The following is a 16,368-nucleotide window of genomic DNA, read 5'->3' as shown; positions in this document are numbered from 1 at the left end:
TCATGAGCCCACCACAATACGACCATGAAAAAGGCGCCGCCTGTTTGCACAGACGGCGCCCGGTTGTGGCGAACGAAAAGAGGATCAGGCGAGATCGAAGCGGTCCAGCTCCATCACCTTCACCCAGGCCGCGACAAAGTCATTGACAAACTTGCCTTGTGCGTCTGACGCGGCATAGACCTCGGCAAGCGCGCGCAACTGGGAGTTGCTGCCAAACACCAGATCCACCACGGTGCCGGTCCACTTCACGGCACCGGTCTTGCGATCGCGGCCTTCCAGCACGCCTTCGGTGGCGGTCTTTTGCCACTGGGTGCGCATGTCGAGCAGGTTGACGAAGAAGTCGTTGGTCAGCACGCCAGGGCGCTGGGTGAACACACCGTGTTTGGCGCCACCGGTGTTGGCATCCAGCGCGCGCAGGCCACCGACCAGCACCGTCATCTCGGGGGCGCTCAGGGTGAGCAGCTGGGCCTTGTCGACCAGCAGCTCGGCAGCGGCCGCTTCTGCACCCTTGCGGGCGTAGTTGCGGAAGCCGTCGGCCACCGGCTCCAGCACCGCGAATGATTCCACGTCGGTCTGTTCCTGCGTGGCGTCGGTACGGCCCGGGGTGAAGGGCACGGTCACGCTCTGGCCTGCTTTGGCTGCGGCCGCTTCGATGGCGGCGCCACCGGCCAGCACGATCAGGTCAGCCAGCGAGACTTTCTTGCCGCCGCTTTGAGCCGCGTTGAAGTCCTTCTGGATGCCTTCGAGCGTGGCCAGCACTTTGGCAAGGTCTGCCGGGTTGTTTGCCGCCCAGTCTTTCTGCGGCGCCAGGCGAATGCGCGCACCGTTGGCACCGCCGCGCTTGTCGCTGCCGCGGAAGGTGCTCGCAGAGGCCCATGCAGCACCCACCAGCTGGCTGGTACTCAGGCCAGAGGCCAGCACCTTGGCTTTCAGCGCCGCCACGTCGGCGGCGTCCACCAGCTTGTGATCGACGGCAGGCACCGGGTCTTGCCAGATGAGTTCTTCCTTCGGAACCAGCGGGCCCAGGTAGCGGGCGCGCGGGCCCATGTCGCGGTGCGTGAGCTTGAACCAGGCGCGGGCAAACGCGTCTGCAAACTCGGCCGGGTTCTGGTGGAAGCGGCGCGAGATTTTTTCATAAGCCGGGTCCATGCGCAGCGACAGGTCGGCGGTGGTCATCATCGGCGGATGCTTCTTGCTCGGGTCGTGCGCGTCCGGGATCATGTGCTCGGGCTTGCAGTTCTTCGGCGTCCACTGGTGGGCGCCTGCGGGGCTCTTGGTCAGCTCCCACTCGTAGCCGAAGAGCATGTCGAAGTAGCCGTTGTCCCATGTGGTGGGGTTGGGCTTCCATGCGCCCTCGATGCCACTGGTGGTGGTGTGCACGCCCTTGCCGCTGCCAAACTTGTTGGTCCAGCCCAGGCCCTGCTCTTCAATGCTGGCGCCTTCGGGCTCCTTGCCCACCAGCGATGGATCGCCTGCGCCATGCGCCTTGCCGAAGGTGTGGCCGCCAGCCACCAGCGCCACGGTTTCCTCGTCGTCCATGGCCATGCGGGCGAAGGTTTCGCGCACGTCGCGACCCGAAGCCACCGGGTCGGGCTTGCCGTTGGGGCCTTCCGGGTTCACATAGATCAGGCCCATCTGCACGGCGGCCAGCGGGTTGGCCAGCTCGCGGTCACCGCTGTAGCGCTCGTCGCCCAGCCAGGTGGCCTCGGGGCCCCAGTAAACGTCCTCCTCCGGCGCCCAGATGTCGGGGCGGCCGCCGCCGAAACCGAAGGTCTTGAAGCCCATGGTTTCCATGGCCACATTGCCAGCCAGCACCATCAGGTCGGCCCACGACAGCTTGCGGCCGTACTTCTGTTTGATGGGCCAGAGCAGGCGACGGGCCTTGTCGAGGTTGCCGTTGTCGGGCCAGCTGTTCAGCGGGGCAAAGCGCTGGTTGCCCGTGCCGGCGCCACCGCGCCCGTCGTGGATGCGGTAGGTGCCTGCGGCGTGCCAGGTCATGCGCACAAAGAGGCCACCGTAGTGGCCCCAGTCGGCGGGCCACCAGTCCTGCGAGTCGGTCATCAGGGCTTTGAGGTCGTTGACAACTGCATTCAGATCGAGCGTCTTGAACTCTTCGGCGTAGTTGAACGCCGCGCCCATCGGGTCAGACTTTTCAGAGTGCTGGTGCAGGATGTTCAGCTTCAGCTGATTGGGCCACCAGCTGGCGTTGCTGGGCGCAGCAGCTTTGGTGTGCGCGGTGGCGTGGCCCGAGAAGGGGCATTGGGCTTCAGCTTGCATTTGGCGTTCTGGCATGGTGGCTCCTTTGGCTCAGAAACAGTTGCGGGAAAACCGGACGCAGAGGCCCGGTGACGGGGAAACGATGACTTGATGGCGAGAGTTTGAACGCCGTTAGAAAATAAATAAAGACAATTACAAAAATAGAGTTGATAGTATTTATTAATCAAACAACTCGGGTGAACTGCCATTCGGGCATTCAGGCGCAACGGTTACCCTTGCAGGCTCGTCATTTCTTCGCCTCAATTTATCAAGCTTTTCAAGGCCGCATCATGACAAGTTCACCTGTGTCGACCACTCCGCCCCGCTACCCAGCCCCGCAGCTGGCAGACCTGCCCGACGACATCCGGGCCAAAATTCTGGAGGTGCAGGAAAAAGCCGGGTTTGTGCCGAATGTGTTTCTGGGCCTGGCGCGCCGCCCTGCGGAGTGGCGGGCGTTCTTTGCGTACCACGACGCGCTGATGACGCCGGAAACGGTGGGGCGCAGCAGCAACCTGACCAAAGGTGACCGCGAGATGATCGTGACCACCACCAGCGCCGCGAACAAGTGCCTGTACTGCGTGGTGGCCCATGGCGCGATCCTGCGCATTTACGAAAAGAAACCTCTGGTGGCAGACCAGGTGGCGGTGAACTACCGCAAGGCCGACATCACGCCGCGCCAGCGCGCCATGCTCGACTTTGCCATGAAGGTGTGCCTGCAGTCCGACGAAGTGAATGACGCCGACATTGACGCGCTGCATGCGCATGGCTTCGACGACGAAGACGCCTGGGACATTGCGGCCATCACCGCCTTCTTCGGCTTGTCGAACCGCATGGCCAGTTTCAGCGGCATGCAGCCTAACCCCGAGTTCTATCTGATGGGCCGTGTGCCAAAGCCGCCCAAACCACCGGAAGCGGCATGACACCCGCGAGTTTCAGTCCTCAATGAACTTGCGCATCCAGTCTGGCAAGGTTTTGGATTTCTGCGCCGGAAAGTCCACCCAGATCGTGGTGGCACCGCCTGCGGCGTAAATCACGCCGGGCTGGTCCACGCGTTCCAGGGTGCACCAGCTTTCAAAGGTGGTACGCCCCGGGTCGCTCACATACATCTTCGCCAGCACGTCGCCCGGGTATTCCAGCTGTTTGTAAAAGTTGCAGAACGCATTGACGATGACCGGCCCCTCGCCCAGCGGGTCGGGCATGCAGCCGATGCTGTACATCCAGTCGATGCGAACGGTTTCAAGGTAACGAAAGTAACTGCCGTTGTTGAGGTGCCCCATCGCGTCCATGTCGCCCCAGCGGATGGGAATGTGCATCTGGTGAACGAGTTTTTTCTTTTCCGGAATCTCGATCTTCATGGTGTGTACAACGTCCTGACGAAGTGGAAGGTGGTCAGCGGTGATCCGCAGTGATTAGCGATGCGCCCGGATGGACGCCAGGATGCCCAGCGTGAACAGCACGCAGGCCGCGAGTTGCACCGCCGTGGGCCAGTGACCGTCCCAGGCAAAAGAGTACAGCAGCGCAAAAATGGTTTCGCTCACGATGAGCTGCCCGCACAGGCTGGCACTCAGCCGCTGGCTGGCCATGTTCCAGAGGATGGTGGCCAGCCAGGTGGAGCCGGCACCCACCACGAGGCACAGCAGCACAAAGGTGGCAAGGTCGGGCCGTGCGGCCATGGCCGACACATCAGAACCGGTCGCGCCCCACATCAGCAAAGCGCCCAGGCCAGCCGCAATGCCCAGCCAGTTGGCCCAGTCGGTGGCGTTGACTTCCGGATGGCGTTTGAGCCACGAGGAGTTGAGGATGGCGAAAATCGTCCAGCACACCAGCGACGCCAGCGCAAACACCACACCCCGCCAGAAGTGGGTGGCCGACACATCCACAGCTTCACCAGTGGCCACGCCGCCCGCATGGCTTGAGTACATCATCAAGGCGAGGCCCACAGCAGTGAACGTTAGCCCCGGCAGCAAGGCTGCCCAGCGCAAGCCGTGCGGCTTGCCCAGCAGCATGATCCAGATCGGTATGGTGCCAATCACCAGCGAAGGCACTTCGGTGCCCGCGTCGCGAATGGCCAGCACCAGCAGCAGGTAGTAGCCGGTAAAGCCCAGCACGCTCATCACCAGCGCGGCACCGGCCTGGCGCCAGGTGGGCAGGCGCCGGCTGCGCCAGCCAGCGAGCATCACTGCGGCAGCAACCAAGCCATACACCACAAAGCGGCCCGACGCGAGGTCAACCGACGAGAAGCCGCCGCCGTCCACGCTGAGCATGCGCGGCGTGACGAACGCGATGCCCCACAGCGCCCCGGCTGCGAGGCCCGCCAGAATCCCGGTCAGCATGCGTGATGAAGGTGATCAGGCACCAAAACCATCGTCCGCCGCAATCACCGCGCCGTTGACGAAGTGGCTTTCGCCACTGGCCAGCATCACCAGCAGGGCGTCAAGGTCTTCCGGCTTGCCGATGCGCTTGCGCGGCAGCATCTGCACCAGCTTCTTGCCCTGCTCGGTTTCCCAGTGGTGGTGGTTGATTTCGGTGTCGATGTAGCCCGGGCAGATGGCGTTGACATTGATGCCGAACTTGCCCCACTCCAGCGCCATCGCCTTGGTCATCTGCACCACGGCTGCCTTGCTCATGCAGTACACGCCGATCTGCGGCAGCACGCGCAGGCCAGCCATCGATGCGATGTTGATGATGCGGCCACCGCCATAGGTGCCGGGGGCAGCGCCTTTGGCACGCGCCAGCATGCGCTTGCCGACTTCCTGCGCCACAAAGAAGGCGCCCTTCACATTGGTGTTGAAGATGAAGTCGTAATCAGCCTCGGCCACATCCTGAATGCGCTGCGTGGTGCTGACACCCGAGTTGTTGACCAGGATGTCGATGGGGCCGACCTCGGTCTCGGCATGGGCCACACCGGCCTTGATGCTGTCGTGGTCGGTCACATCAAGCGCAACCACATGCGCGTCGCCGCCCTCGGCTTCAATCTGCGCGCGCAGCTCCTTGAGTTTGTCCATGCGGCGGCTGGCCAGCACGACGGCCGCACCGGCACGACTGAGGGTGCGCGCAAACTGCGCACCCAGACCGCCGGATGCGCCGGTCACCAGCGCGACACGGCCAGAAAGATCCAGGCTGTAAGCCATTAGGGGCTCCTCTCGATAAACAGATCACAGGGTGCGGGCAAGGGCCGCAATCCCTGCACAGGGGCATAAAATCAAAGCGATCCAAGAGGGCATCAAGCCCCTTGTTCAAAAATCATTATCAGCGAGTCACCGATGAACACCCAAGACATTCTGGCCCAGTTCGGCCCCCGCGAAGCGATGGAGTACGACGTGGTCGTGGTCGGTGGCGGCCCCGGTGGACTAGCCACAGCCATCCGTCTGAAACAGCTCGCCGCCGAAAAGGGAAACGACGTGTCGGTGGTCGTGCTGGAAAAAGGCTCAGAGCCCGGCGCGCACATTCTCTCGGGCGCCGTGATGGACCCGCGCGCCATCACCGAACTGTTCCCCGACTGGAAGGAACGCGGCGCGCCGCTGAATCAGCCGGTTGAGGGCGATGACCTGCTGGTGCTGAGCGAAACCGGCGCGAGTCGTACGCCTGACTTTCTGGTGCCGCGCAACTTCCACAACCACGGCTGTTATGTCATCAGCCTGGGCGCGGTGACCAAGTGGCTGGGTGAGCAGGCTGAGGCGCTGGGTGTCGAGATTTTCCCCGGCTTTGCGGCGGCCGAAGTGCTCTACAACGACGACGGTTCCGTCAAAGGCGTGGCCACCGGCAACCTGGGCATCGGCAAGGACGGCGAGCCCACCGACAACTTCCAGCTCGGCATGGAGCTGCACGCCAAGTACACCGTGTTTGCCGAAGGCGCACGCGGCCACCTCGGCAAGCAGTTGATTGCCAAATACAAGCTCGACGCTGGCAAGGACGCACAGAGCTACGCCATCGGCATCAAGGAGCTGTGGGAAGTGCCTGCCGACAAGGCCAGGCCCGGTCTGGTGGTGCACACCGCCGGCTGGCCGATGGACGACAACACCTTTGGCGGTGGCTTTCTTTACCACCTTGAAGGCAACAAGGTCACGCTGGGCTTTGTGATCGGGCTCGATTACCAGAACCCGTGGATGTCGCCTTTTGACGAGATGCAGCGCTGGAAGACGCATCCGTCCATCCGCGCCCACATTGAGGGCGGCAAACGGCTCGGTTACGGCGCCCGCGCGATCAACAACGGCACGCCGCAAGCCCTGCCCAAAACCGTGTTCCCCGGCGGCGCGCTGGTCGGATGCGATGCGGGTTATCTGAACGCGGCGCGCATCAAGGGCAGCCACGCGGCGATCAAGAGCGGCATGCTGTGCGCAGAAGCCGCCTACGAGGCCGTGACCGCCGGCCGCAGCGGCGACGAGCTCGCTGCCTACCCCGCCGCATTCGAGAAAAGCTGGCTGCATGAAGAACTCTGGCAGACGCGCAACTTCAAGCACTGGTTCAAGAAGGGCCCACTGATGGGCAAGCTGATGACGGGCATCGAGCAGTGGTTCCTGCCCAAGATCGGTGTGTCAGCGCCACCCTGGACGCTGCACCGCGACCAGCCCGACCACATGTATTTGCGTCCGGCTGCCGAGATGCCGCAGATCACCTACCCCAAGCCCGACGGCAAGCTCAGCTTCGACCGGCTCTCCAGCGTGTTTGTGAGCAATACCAACCACGAAGAGAACCAGCCGGCGCACCTGACCCTGAAGAACAACAGCGTGCCAGTGCAGATCAATCTGGCGAAGTACGCCGGCCCCGAGAGCCGCTACTGCCCGGCCGGCGTCTATGAGTACGTGAAAAACGAAGACAACACCGACCGCCTGCAGATCAATGCGCAGAACTGCGTGCACTGCAAGACCTGCGACATCAAGGACCCGACGCAGAACATCGTCTGGGTCACGCCCGAGGGCGGCGGCGGCCCCAACTACGCAGGCATGTAAGCGGCGTAGACCGGGTTGATCCAGTACGTCCCGCACTTGGTTACCAACAAGGTACATCGCCGGGCACTGGCGGGCACTAAACTCTGGAATGCAGGGCGTCAAGGCTGACGCTGCTGCCCTAACAAGACAGTCCGGAGACAAAAGAGCCATGAACATCGTCATCACCGGCGGCGCCGGATTCCTCGGCGCCCGACTCGCACAAAAGCTTCTTGCGCTTGGCGAGCTATCGCTGGCCGGCGGGCCGGCGCAGCGCATCGATACCATCACGCTCGTCGACCGCGCAGCACCCACGGGCGCGCTGGCCGCCGATCCACGCATTCGCGTGCTGATTGGCGACCTGAACCAGCTGCTCGGCAGCACCGCCGCCGATGACCGCGTGGTGCGGCCGGAAGACCATGTGGTGTTTCATCTGGCGGCCGCCGTGAGCGGCGAATGTGAAGCCAACTTCGACCTCGGCATGCGCAGCAATGTGGATGCCACGCGCGCGCTGCTGGAAGCCTGCCGCGCCCTGAAAACCACGCCCACCGTGGTGTTCGCCAGTTCGCTCGCCGTGTTCGGCAATTCGCCCGAGCAGCCCCTGCCCGCCGTGATTGACGATCGCACGCTGCCCACGCCACAAAACAGCTACGGCATCCAGAAGTTCATTGGCGAACAACTGGTGGCCGACTACGCCCGCAAGAAATTCATTCGAGGCCGCAACGTGCGGCTGATGACGGTGAGCGTGCGCCCCGGCAAACCCAATGGCGCCGCGTCGAGCTTTTTGAGCGGCATGATCCGCGAGCCACTGGCCGGCGTGCGCGCGGTGTGTCCGGTGTCGCCCGAGACTGCTGTGGCCCTGTCGTCGCCTGCCCGCACCATTGAGGGGCTGATCCGCGCGGCGGAGGCCAGCGACAGCGATTGGGGCGCCCGCACCGCCATCAATCTGCCGGCCATCACCACCACGGTGGGCAATATGGCAGCGGCGCTGGAGCGACAGGCCGGCAAGGCCGTCGCCGACCTGATCGACTGGCGCCCGGACCCGGTGATCGCAAATATTGTGACCAACTGGCCTTCGCAGATCGACGCCGCGCGCGCACGGCAGCTCGGTTTACAGCCAGATACCGACTTTGACGCCATCATTGCCGCCTACTTAAGCGAAAACCCGCGCACAGCGGACGCCCGCACACAGTAATAATATGCGTGCTTAGGGCCTGCACGCTGCGTGACAGGCTTTGTGTCATTACCCACCTCGGAACAACGACAGGAGACTCCATGAAATTCTCGAAACTGCTTCTCAGCCTCACCCTGGCACTGGGCTTCGTCGCGTCTGCCAGCGCACAGACCGTGATGAAGATCAGCATCTCCACGGCCCAGAACTCGCACCAGGGCGTGGGCATCGACACCTTCGCACGCGAAGTCGAGAAGCGCACCAACGGGCGCTACAAAATCCAGACCTTCTACAGCGGCGCATTGGGCGGCGAGCGCGAAAGCATCGAAGCGGTGCAGCTCGGCACCCAGGAACTCACGCTGACGTCCACCGGCCCGGTGCCCAACTTTGTGCCTGAGACCAAAATCCTCGACGTGCCTTTCCTGTTCCGCGACAAGGCCCATGCACGCGCCGTGCTCGATGGCCCGATCGGTCAGGAGATGCTGAAGAAGTTCGACGCCAAGGGCTTCAAGGCACTGGCCTGGGCCGAGAACGGCTTCCGCCACATGACCAACAGCAAGCGCGATGTGAAAGGCCCTGAAGACCTCAAGGGCCTGAAGATGCGCACCATGGAAAACCCGGTGCACATTGCCGCCTACAAGGGCCTCGGCATCGTGACCACGCCAATGGCCTTCCCTGAAGTGTTCACCGCCCTGCAGCAGGGCACGGTGGACGGCCAGGAGAACCCGCTGTCCGTGATCATGGCCTCCAAGTTTGACCAGGTTCAAAAACACCTGTCCCTCACCGGTCACGTTTACTCGCCCTGCCTCATCCTGATGAGCAAGCCCGCTTTTGACAAGCTGTCCGCAGCCGACAAAACCGCCTTCCTCGAAGCCGCCAAAGAGGCCACCAAGGCCAACCGCGCCCGCGTGGACCAGGACGACGCCAACGGTGTGGCCGAGCTGCGCAGCAAGGGCATGACCGTGATCGAGAACGTGGACAAGTCCAAGTTCGTGGCGATGCTGGCACCGGTCAACGCCGAGTTTGAAAAGCAGTTCGGCAAGGCCAACATCGACGCCATCCGTAACTTCAAGTAAGCGGTGGTTCGCTGCGGCGGTTGATCACAACCGGCCGCGCATGGCGCCCGCGATCGCAAGATTGGCGGGCGTTTTCATTCGTGACAGTTCGTGACAAGCAGGACAATGCAGCAAACCCACACGGGACACGGTTCATGAAAAAGACTTTTCTCAAGTTCGAGCACTGGACAACCGAGTTCTCAACGCTCGTTGCCTGCCTGATGCTCGCGATTGCCTCGGCGCTGGGCATGTTCCAGATCGTGACCCGCTTCGTTCTGGAGCAACCGGCGGAGTGGTCGGAGATCCTGATTCGCCTGAGCCTGATCTGGATGGTGTTCATGGGCATCCCCATGGCCTTCCGGCAAGGTGCCATGGTCAGCGTGGATGTGTTGTACCGCTGGAGCCCGCCGAAAATCCGCCGCGTGCTGGACTGGGTGGTCTGCATCGCTGCACTGGCCCTGATTGCGGTGATCATCTGGTGGGGCCTTGATTATTCGCTGCGCGGAAGGGTGCAATCGATGGCCGGACTCGAATCGATCTCCATGTTCTGGGGCTATGTGGCCATGCCTGTGGGTGGCGTGTTTGCCGCCATCGGCATCATCGGCAACCTGATCGACCCAAAGCGTAACGAACTGGAGACAGCGCAATGACCCCAGTGATGATTACCACAATGGTGCTGTGCTTTGCACTCACCATCTCTGTGGCGGTGTCGATTGGCCTGGCCTCGGTGCTGGGTATCCAGGCCTCCAACGCCAACATGCTGATCTCGGTGAAGGAGATGTTCAACTCCATCAACAAGTTTCCGCTGGCCGCCATTCCCTTCTTCATCCTCGCCGGTAACCTGATGGAAACCGGCGGCATCTCGCGCCGGCTGGTCGAGTTCGCGAAAAGCATTGTCGGCGGCGTGCAAGGCGGTCTGCCGATGACCTGCGTGCTGACCTGCATGATCTTTGCGGCGGTCTCCGGCTCGTCGGTGGCCACCACGTTTGCCATCGGCGCCATCCTGATTCCGGCGCTCATCAAGCACGGCTACCCCACGGGCTATGCGGCGGCCCTGCAGGCCACCAGCGCCGAGCTGGGCGTGATCATCCCGCCGTCCATCCCGATGATCCTGTACGGCGTGAGCGCCGAGGTGTCGATTGGCGAGCTGTTCATCGCCGGGTTTGGCCCCGGCCTGCTGATTGGCCTGGCGTTGATGCTGTTTGTGCACCTGTACTGCCGCTACAAGGGCTGGGGCAAGAACGACGGTGACGGCCGCCTCGGCTTTGGCAAGGCCACCCTGCAGGCCGGCTGGGCGTTGATGATGCCAGTCATCATTCTGGGTGGCATTTACGGTGGCATCTTCACGCCCACCGAGGCGTCGGCAGTGGCCGTTTTCTACGCGTTGATCGTCGGCGTGGTCATTTACCGCGAGATCCAGCTGAAGGACCTGTACGTCATTCTGCGCAAGTCGGTGCTGTCCAGCGCGGTGATCATGTTCATCATCGCCAATGCCGGGCTGTTCGCCTTCCTGCTCACGCGTGCAGGGGTGCCCGAAGCGATTGGCGTGTGGTTGCAGCAAGTGCTCCAGTCACCGGTGATGTTCCTGCTGGGTGTGAACGCAGCGCTGTTCGTGATTGGCATGTTCATCGAAACCAGTGCCGCCATCATTGTGCTGGCGCCCATTCTGGCGCCGGTGGCGATGCATTTCGGCGTTGACCCGGTGCATTTCGGGCTGGTGATGGTGGTCAATCTCGCCCTGGGCATGATCACGCCACCCTTTGGCGTGAACCTGTTTGCCGCCTGTACGGTGGCCCGAATATCGCTGGACCGCATCATCCCGCACCTGATTCCCTTCGTGCTGGTGATTCTGGGCTGTCTGATGCTGATCACCTTTGTGCCGCAGCTGTCGCTGTTCCTGCGGGACATTGTTTACGCAAAGTAAATAGGCCCCCACGCTTCCCCACTTCGTGTGGGTCGCTGCCCCCAGAGGGGGCCGTCCGCCTGTGGCCCGGCGAAGCCGGTTCCACGGCTCCGCTGGTGAAGACAAAGCTCCCTTTACTTGCCCGCGCCTGTAGCCCGGCAAAGTCGGTTCCGCGGCTCGTGCTGGCAAGGAACCGGGTCCCGAGCCAAGGCCGCGCGGTAGAATCTTAGTTGCTAGGAGAGAGCTTCTTTCGCGGAAGCCGCCGAAGGCGCAGGCGACACCCTCACGGTGTCCTGAACGCTCAGGCAAAAGGACTGGCAACCGTGGTCTGGCAGCGTGCTGCCGGATGACGTTCCCTACTGGAGAGAGGCCGCCGTCAGGGCGGTCCACCGAAGGAGCAAACCTGTATCGCCAGGCGAATCTCTCAGGTAAAGAGGACAGCAGGGGCAGCGCATGACCGATGCCGCAAGGCAGCCGTCGTGGAATCGTGTTTGCCCCCGGAGAACGCCTTGTCCGACCCCTCTTCTTCTGCTCAGGAATCATTGCTGAAAACCCCACTGCATGCGCTGCATCTGGAACTGGGCGCCCGCATGGTGCCGTTTGCTGGCTACAGCATGCCGGTGCAATACCCCGCCGGCCTGATGGCCGAACATCTGCACACCCGCAGCAGCGCAGGCCTCTTTGACGTTTCGCACATGGGGCAGCTGCGCCTGGTCGGCCCCGATGCTGCCGCTGCGCTGGAAAGCCTGATTCCGGTCGATGTGATCGACCTGCCCGCCGGCAAGCAGCGCTACGGTCTGCTGCTCAATGACGACGGCGGCATCATCGACGACCTGATGTTCTTCAACCGCGATGTGGCCAACGGCGGCGACCTGTTCATCATCGTCAATGGCGCCTGCAAGGTTGGCGACATCGCCCATATCCAGCAGCGCATTGGCAGTCGCTGCGAGGTGATTCCCATGCCCGAGATGGCGCTGATGGCGCTGCAGGGGCCGCAGGCAGTGACCGCGCTGGCGCGGCTGGCGCCCGGCGTCGACAAACTGGTGTTCATGAACGGCGGCCGCTTCGAAGTGGCAGGGTGCGACTGCTTTCTCACCCGCAGCGGCTACACCGGTGAAGACGGCTTCGAGATTTCCGTGCACGCCTCGCAGGCCGAGACACTGGCGCGCGCCCTGCTCGCCCAACCGGAAGTCAAGCCGATTGGCCTCGGCGCCCGCAACTCGCTGCGACTGGAGGCGGGTCTTTGCCTCTACGGCAACGACATCGACACCAGCACCACACCGATTGAAGCCAGCCTCAACTGGGCGATCCAGAAAGTGCGCCGCACCGGTGGTGCGCGGGCGGGCGGCTTCCCCGGTGCCGACAAGGTACTTGCCCAACTGGACAACCCAGGCACTCTCACCCGCAAGCGCGTGGGCCTCAAGGCCCTGGAGCGCGTGCCGGTGCGCGACCACACACCGCTGCATGCACCAGACGGCACACTGATTGGTGAAGTCACCAGCGGCCTGCTCGGCCCCACCATCAACCAGCCCGTGGCCATGGGCTATGTGCCGCCCGGCTTTGCGGCGCTGGGCACAAAGGTCAACGCCATGGTGCGCGGCAAGCCGGTCCCCATGGAGGTCAGTTCCATGCCATTTGTTCCGAACCGCTACTTCCGCGGCTGATTTTTCACCCCTTTTTTCACATTGAACCCCAGGAGAACACCATGACCATCAAGTACACCGAAGACCATGAATGGCTGAAGATTGAAGGCGACACCGCCACCGTCGGCATCACCGTGCACGCGCAGGACGCGCTGGGCGATGTGGTGTTTGTGGACCTGCCCGCCGTCGGCACCACCTTCGCGCAAAAGGAAACCGCTGGCGTGGTCGAGTCCGTCAAGGCGGCGGCCGATGTGTACATGCCGGTCAGCGGTGAAGTCACCGAAGTCAATGAAGCGCTGCGCGACGACCCGTCGCTCGCCAACAGCGACCCGCTGGGCGCCGGCTGGTTCTTCAAGATCAAGCTGTCGGACAAGTCGCAGCTCGATGCGCTGATGGACGAAACCGCCTACACCTCTTTCTCGGCCTGAGTCTGCTGAGCCCGTGATCGGGTACAGGACGCACCACCTCACTTCGAAAATGGAATTCCCACCATGTTGATGCAATCCGCCAAGCCGCTGGGCGACCTTGAAAACCCGGCTGAATTCATCGCCCGCCACATCGGCATCGACGACGCCGACGAGGCGCACATGCTCAGCGTGGTCGGCGCCGCGTCGCGCCGCGCGCTGATCGAGGGCATCGTGCCGCGCTCGATTGCACGCAGCACCGCGATGGCGATTCCGATGCCGGTCACGGAAGCCGCCGCGCTCAAGCAGCTCAAGGCGATTGCGTCCAAAAATCAGGTGCTTAAAAGCTACATCGGCCAGGGCTATTACGGCACCCACACGCCCGGCGTGATCCTGCGCAACATCCTCGAAAACCCCGCCTGGTACACCGCCTACACGCCTTACCAGGCCGAGATTTCGCAGGGCCGCATGGAAGCCCTCATCAACTTCCAGACCATGGTGTGCGACCTGACCGGCATGCCGATTGCCAACGCCTCGATGCTGGACGAAGCCACCGCCGCGGCCGAGGCGATGACGCTGGCCAAACGCAGCGTGAAGAGCAAGAGCAATGTTTTCATCGTCTCGGGCGACTGCCACCCGCAGACCATCGAGGTGATCCAGACGCGCGCCAAACCGCTGGGCATCGAGGTGCGCATCAGCTCGGTGACCGAGACCGTGCCGCAGCTGATGACCACTGGCGACTACTTTGGCGTGCTGGTGCAGTACCCGGCCACCACCGGCAGCATTCACGACCTGCGCCCGCTGGCCGGGCAGGCCCATGTGGACAACGCCGCCCTGTGCGTGGCGGCTGACCTGCTGGCACTGACGCTGCTCACGCCGCCCGGCGAGTGGGATGCCGACATCGTGCTCGGCACCACCCAGCGCTTTGGCATGCCGATGGGCAATGGCGGCCCGCACGCGGCTTACCTGGCTTGCCGGGACGAGTTCAAGCGCTCACTGCCCGGCCGACTGGTCGGCGTCAGTGTCGATTCACACGGCCACCCCACCTACCGGCTGGCGCTGCAGACGCGCGAGCAGCATATCCGCCGCGAAAAAGCCACCTCCAACATCTGCACCGCACAGGTGCTGCCGGCGGTGATTGCCAGCATGTACGCGGTCTACCACGGGCCGCAGGGCCTCAAGCGCATTGCCGAGCGCATTGCGGCCTACACGGCGATCTTTGTGCGCGGTCTGCAGGAACTGGGCTATGAGATCAGCAACACCGGCGCATTTGATTCAGTGACGGTGCGTACCGGTGACGCCACTGCTGCGATTGCAGAGCGTGCCCGCGAAGGCGGTGCCAACCTGCGCTGCCGCCTCAACAACCACCTGGGCGTGTCGCTGGACGAAACCACCACCCGCACAGACATCGAGAAGCTCTGGTCTTTCTTTGCCAAGCCCGGGCAGACCCTGCCAGTGGTGAGCGCATTTGAAAAAGGCATCGAGTCGCTGATTCCTGCCGACCTGCGCCGCACCAGCGACTTCCTCACGCACCCGGTGTTCAACACCCACCACTCCGAAACCGGCATGCTGCGCTACATCCGCATGCTGAGCGACAAGGATCTGGCGCTGGACCGCACGATGATCCCGCTGGGCAGCTGCACCATGAAGCTCAACGCCACCAGCGAGATGATTCCCATCACCTGGCCGGAATTTGCCAACGTGCACCCGTTCGCACCGGCCGACCAGCTGCAGGGCTATGCAGAGCTTGACCAGCAATTGCGCGACTGGCTGTGCCAGGCCACCGGCTATGCGGGCATCAGCCTGCAGCCCAATGCCGGTTCGCAGGGCGAATACGCAGGCTTGCTGGTCATCAAGGCCTTCCATGAGGCCAAAGGTCAGGGCCACCGCAACATCTGCCTGATCCCCTCATCGGCCCACGGGACCAACCCGGCCAGCGCGCAGATGGTCGGCATGACGGTGGTGGTCACCGCCTGCGATGAGCAGGGCAATGTGGACATGGCCGACCTGAAGGCCAAGTGCGAGCAGTACAGCGACCGCCTGGCCGCGATGATGATCACCTACCCCAGCACGCACGGCGTGTTCGAGACCCGCGTGAAGGAACTCTGCCAGCTGGTGCATTCGCACGGTGGCCGCGTCTATGTGGACGGCGCCAACCTGAACGCGCTGGTCGGCGTGGCTGCACCGGGTGAGTTCGGTGGCGACGTGAGCCACCTGAACCTGCACAAGACCTTCTGCATTCCGCATGGCGGCGGCGGCCCCGGCGTGGGCCCGGTGTGCGTGGTGGAAGACCTGGTGCCCTACCTGCCTGGCCATGCCACGGCGGGCGTTCCCGTCAATGGCGTGGGTGCCATTTCCGCCGCACCGCTCGGCAATGCGGCGGTGCTTCCGATCAGCTGGATGTACTGCCGCATGATGGGCCCCGAGGGCCTGAAGCAGGCGACCGAGATTGCGATTCTCAGCGCCAACTACGTCAGCTCCAAACTCAAGGACCACTACCCCACGCTGTACGCGAGCGAGAACGGCCATGTCGCGCACGAATGCATTCTGGATCTGCGCCCGCTGAAAGAAACCAGCGGCGTGAGCGCCGAAGACGTGGCCAAGCGCCTGATGGACTACGGCTTTCATGCGCCGACGCTGAGCTTTCCGGTGCCCGGCACGCTGATGGTGGAGCCGACCGAGAGCGAGACGCTGGCCGAGCTGGACCGCTTCATCCACGCGATGATCGCCATCCGCGAGGAGATTCGCCAGGTTGAATCCGGCGTCTGGCCGCAGGACAACAACCCGCTCAAGCATGCACCGCACACCGCGGCCAGCCTGCTGGGGGCAGAGTGGGACCGTCCGTATTCGCGCGAAACCGGCGCCTTCCCGCTGGCCTCGCTCAAGCAAGTGAAGTACTGGCCGCCGGTGGGCCGTGTGGACAATGTCTATGGCGACCGCAACCTGTTCTGCAGTTGCGTGCCGGTGAGCGACTACGCCTGAGTTCATCCGTCTGATCATCTGAACTGAAC

At 63.2% G+C, this 16,368-nt stretch carries 13 protein-coding genes and 2 riboswitches; of the genes, 9 read left to right on the top strand and 4 right to left on the bottom strand.

Annotated elements, in window-relative coordinates; genetic code table 11:
* Positions 1–84 precede the first annotated feature (84 nt).
* A complete protein-coding gene (gene katG / locus AAG793_RS01010) occupies positions 85–2,277 on the bottom strand; it encodes a catalase/peroxidase HPI (RefSeq protein ID WP_341905325.1) in 2,193 nt (730 codons plus the stop codon).
* 269 nt (positions 2,278–2,546) lie between these two features.
* On the opposite strand from katG, the gene AAG793_RS01005 reads away from it, so the two are divergent.
* The gene (locus tag AAG793_RS01005; RefSeq protein WP_341902831.1) at positions 2,547–3,176 is read left to right on the top strand and encodes a peroxidase-related enzyme; all 630 of its coding nucleotides are present in this window, start codon (positions 2,547–2,549) and stop codon (positions 3,174–3,176) included.
* Positions 3,177–3,188: 12 nt separating this feature from the next.
* On the opposite strand, the gene AAG793_RS01000 is transcribed toward AAG793_RS01005, so the two are convergent.
* From AAG793_RS01000 to AAG793_RS00990, 3 genes are read right to left on the bottom strand one after another with little or no spacing between them, the layout of a single operon-like run.
* A complete protein-coding gene (locus AAG793_RS01000) occupies positions 3,189–3,611 on the bottom strand; it encodes an acyl-CoA thioesterase (RefSeq protein WP_341902828.1) in 423 nt (140 codons plus the stop codon).
* A 54-nt stretch (positions 3,612–3,665) separates the two neighbouring features.
* Positions 3,666–4,589: a DMT family transporter gene (locus tag AAG793_RS00995; RefSeq protein ID WP_341902825.1), complete on the bottom strand. Its 924-nt coding sequence runs from the start codon at positions 4,587–4,589 to the stop codon at positions 3,666–3,668.
* Between the two features lie 15 nt (positions 4,590–4,604).
* The gene (locus AAG793_RS00990; protein WP_341902820.1) at positions 4,605–5,387 is read right to left on the bottom strand and encodes an SDR family oxidoreductase; all 783 of its coding nucleotides are present in this window, start codon (positions 5,385–5,387) and stop codon (positions 4,605–4,607) included.
* Positions 5,388–5,519: 132 nt separating this feature from the next.
* On the opposite strand from AAG793_RS00990, the gene AAG793_RS00985 reads away from it, so the two are divergent.
* The 8 genes from AAG793_RS00985 to gcvP all read left to right on the top strand — a co-directional run bounded on the left by AAG793_RS00985 (position 5,520) and on the right by gcvP (position 16,339).
* Positions 5,520–7,205, top strand: coding sequence for an electron transfer flavoprotein-ubiquinone oxidoreductase (locus AAG793_RS00985; RefSeq protein ID WP_341902818.1), 1,686 nt, complete (start codon positions 5,520–5,522; stop codon positions 7,203–7,205).
* A 148-nt stretch (positions 7,206–7,353) separates the two neighbouring features.
* Positions 7,354–8,376 carry a D-erythronate dehydrogenase gene (gene denD / locus AAG793_RS00980; RefSeq protein ID WP_341902816.1) on the top strand — a complete coding sequence of 341 codons (1,023 nt, stop codon included), beginning with the start codon at positions 7,354–7,356 and terminating at the stop codon, positions 8,374–8,376.
* Between the two features lie 80 nt (positions 8,377–8,456).
* Positions 8,457–9,428 (top strand): TRAP transporter substrate-binding protein, encoded by a 972-nt coding sequence (locus tag AAG793_RS00975; protein ID WP_341902814.1) that lies wholly within the window; start codon positions 8,457–8,459, stop codon positions 9,426–9,428.
* A 134-nt stretch (positions 9,429–9,562) separates the two neighbouring features.
* The gene (locus AAG793_RS00970) at positions 9,563–10,057 is read left to right on the top strand and encodes a TRAP transporter small permease (protein WP_341902812.1); all 495 of its coding nucleotides are present in this window, start codon (positions 9,563–9,565) and stop codon (positions 10,055–10,057) included.
* Entirely contained in the window at positions 10,054–11,331 is a 1,278-nt protein-coding gene (locus AAG793_RS00965) for a TRAP transporter large permease (RefSeq protein WP_341902810.1), read from the top strand. The genes AAG793_RS00970 and AAG793_RS00965 overlap by 4 nt, the downstream gene beginning before the upstream one ends.
* A 203-nt stretch (positions 11,332–11,534) precedes the next feature.
* Positions 11,535–11,637, top strand: a riboswitch (glycine riboswitch).
* Positions 11,638–11,659: 22 nt separating this feature from the next.
* Positions 11,660–11,761, top strand: a riboswitch (glycine riboswitch).
* Positions 11,762–11,819: 58 nt separating this feature from the next.
* On the top strand, positions 11,820–12,974 hold the full coding sequence (gene gcvT, locus AAG793_RS00960) for a glycine cleavage system aminomethyltransferase GcvT (protein WP_341902807.1): 1,155 nt from the start codon (positions 11,820–11,822) through the stop codon (positions 12,972–12,974).
* Between the two features lie 41 nt (positions 12,975–13,015).
* Entirely contained in the window at positions 13,016–13,381 is a 366-nt protein-coding gene (gcvH, locus tag AAG793_RS00955) for a glycine cleavage system protein GcvH (protein WP_341902804.1), read from the top strand.
* Positions 13,382–13,444: 63 nt separating this feature from the next.
* The gene (gene gcvP, locus AAG793_RS00950) at positions 13,445–16,339 is read left to right on the top strand and encodes an aminomethyl-transferring glycine dehydrogenase (RefSeq protein ID WP_341902801.1); all 2,895 of its coding nucleotides are present in this window, start codon (positions 13,445–13,447) and stop codon (positions 16,337–16,339) included.
* Positions 16,340–16,368 lie beyond the last annotated feature (29 nt).

It is taken from the genome of Polaromonas sp. YR568 (assembly GCF_943372955.1).
Taxonomy (GTDB): Bacteria; Pseudomonadota; Gammaproteobacteria; order Burkholderiales; family Burkholderiaceae_C; genus Polaromonas.
This window is presented reverse-complemented; position numbering and strand designations above follow the sequence as displayed.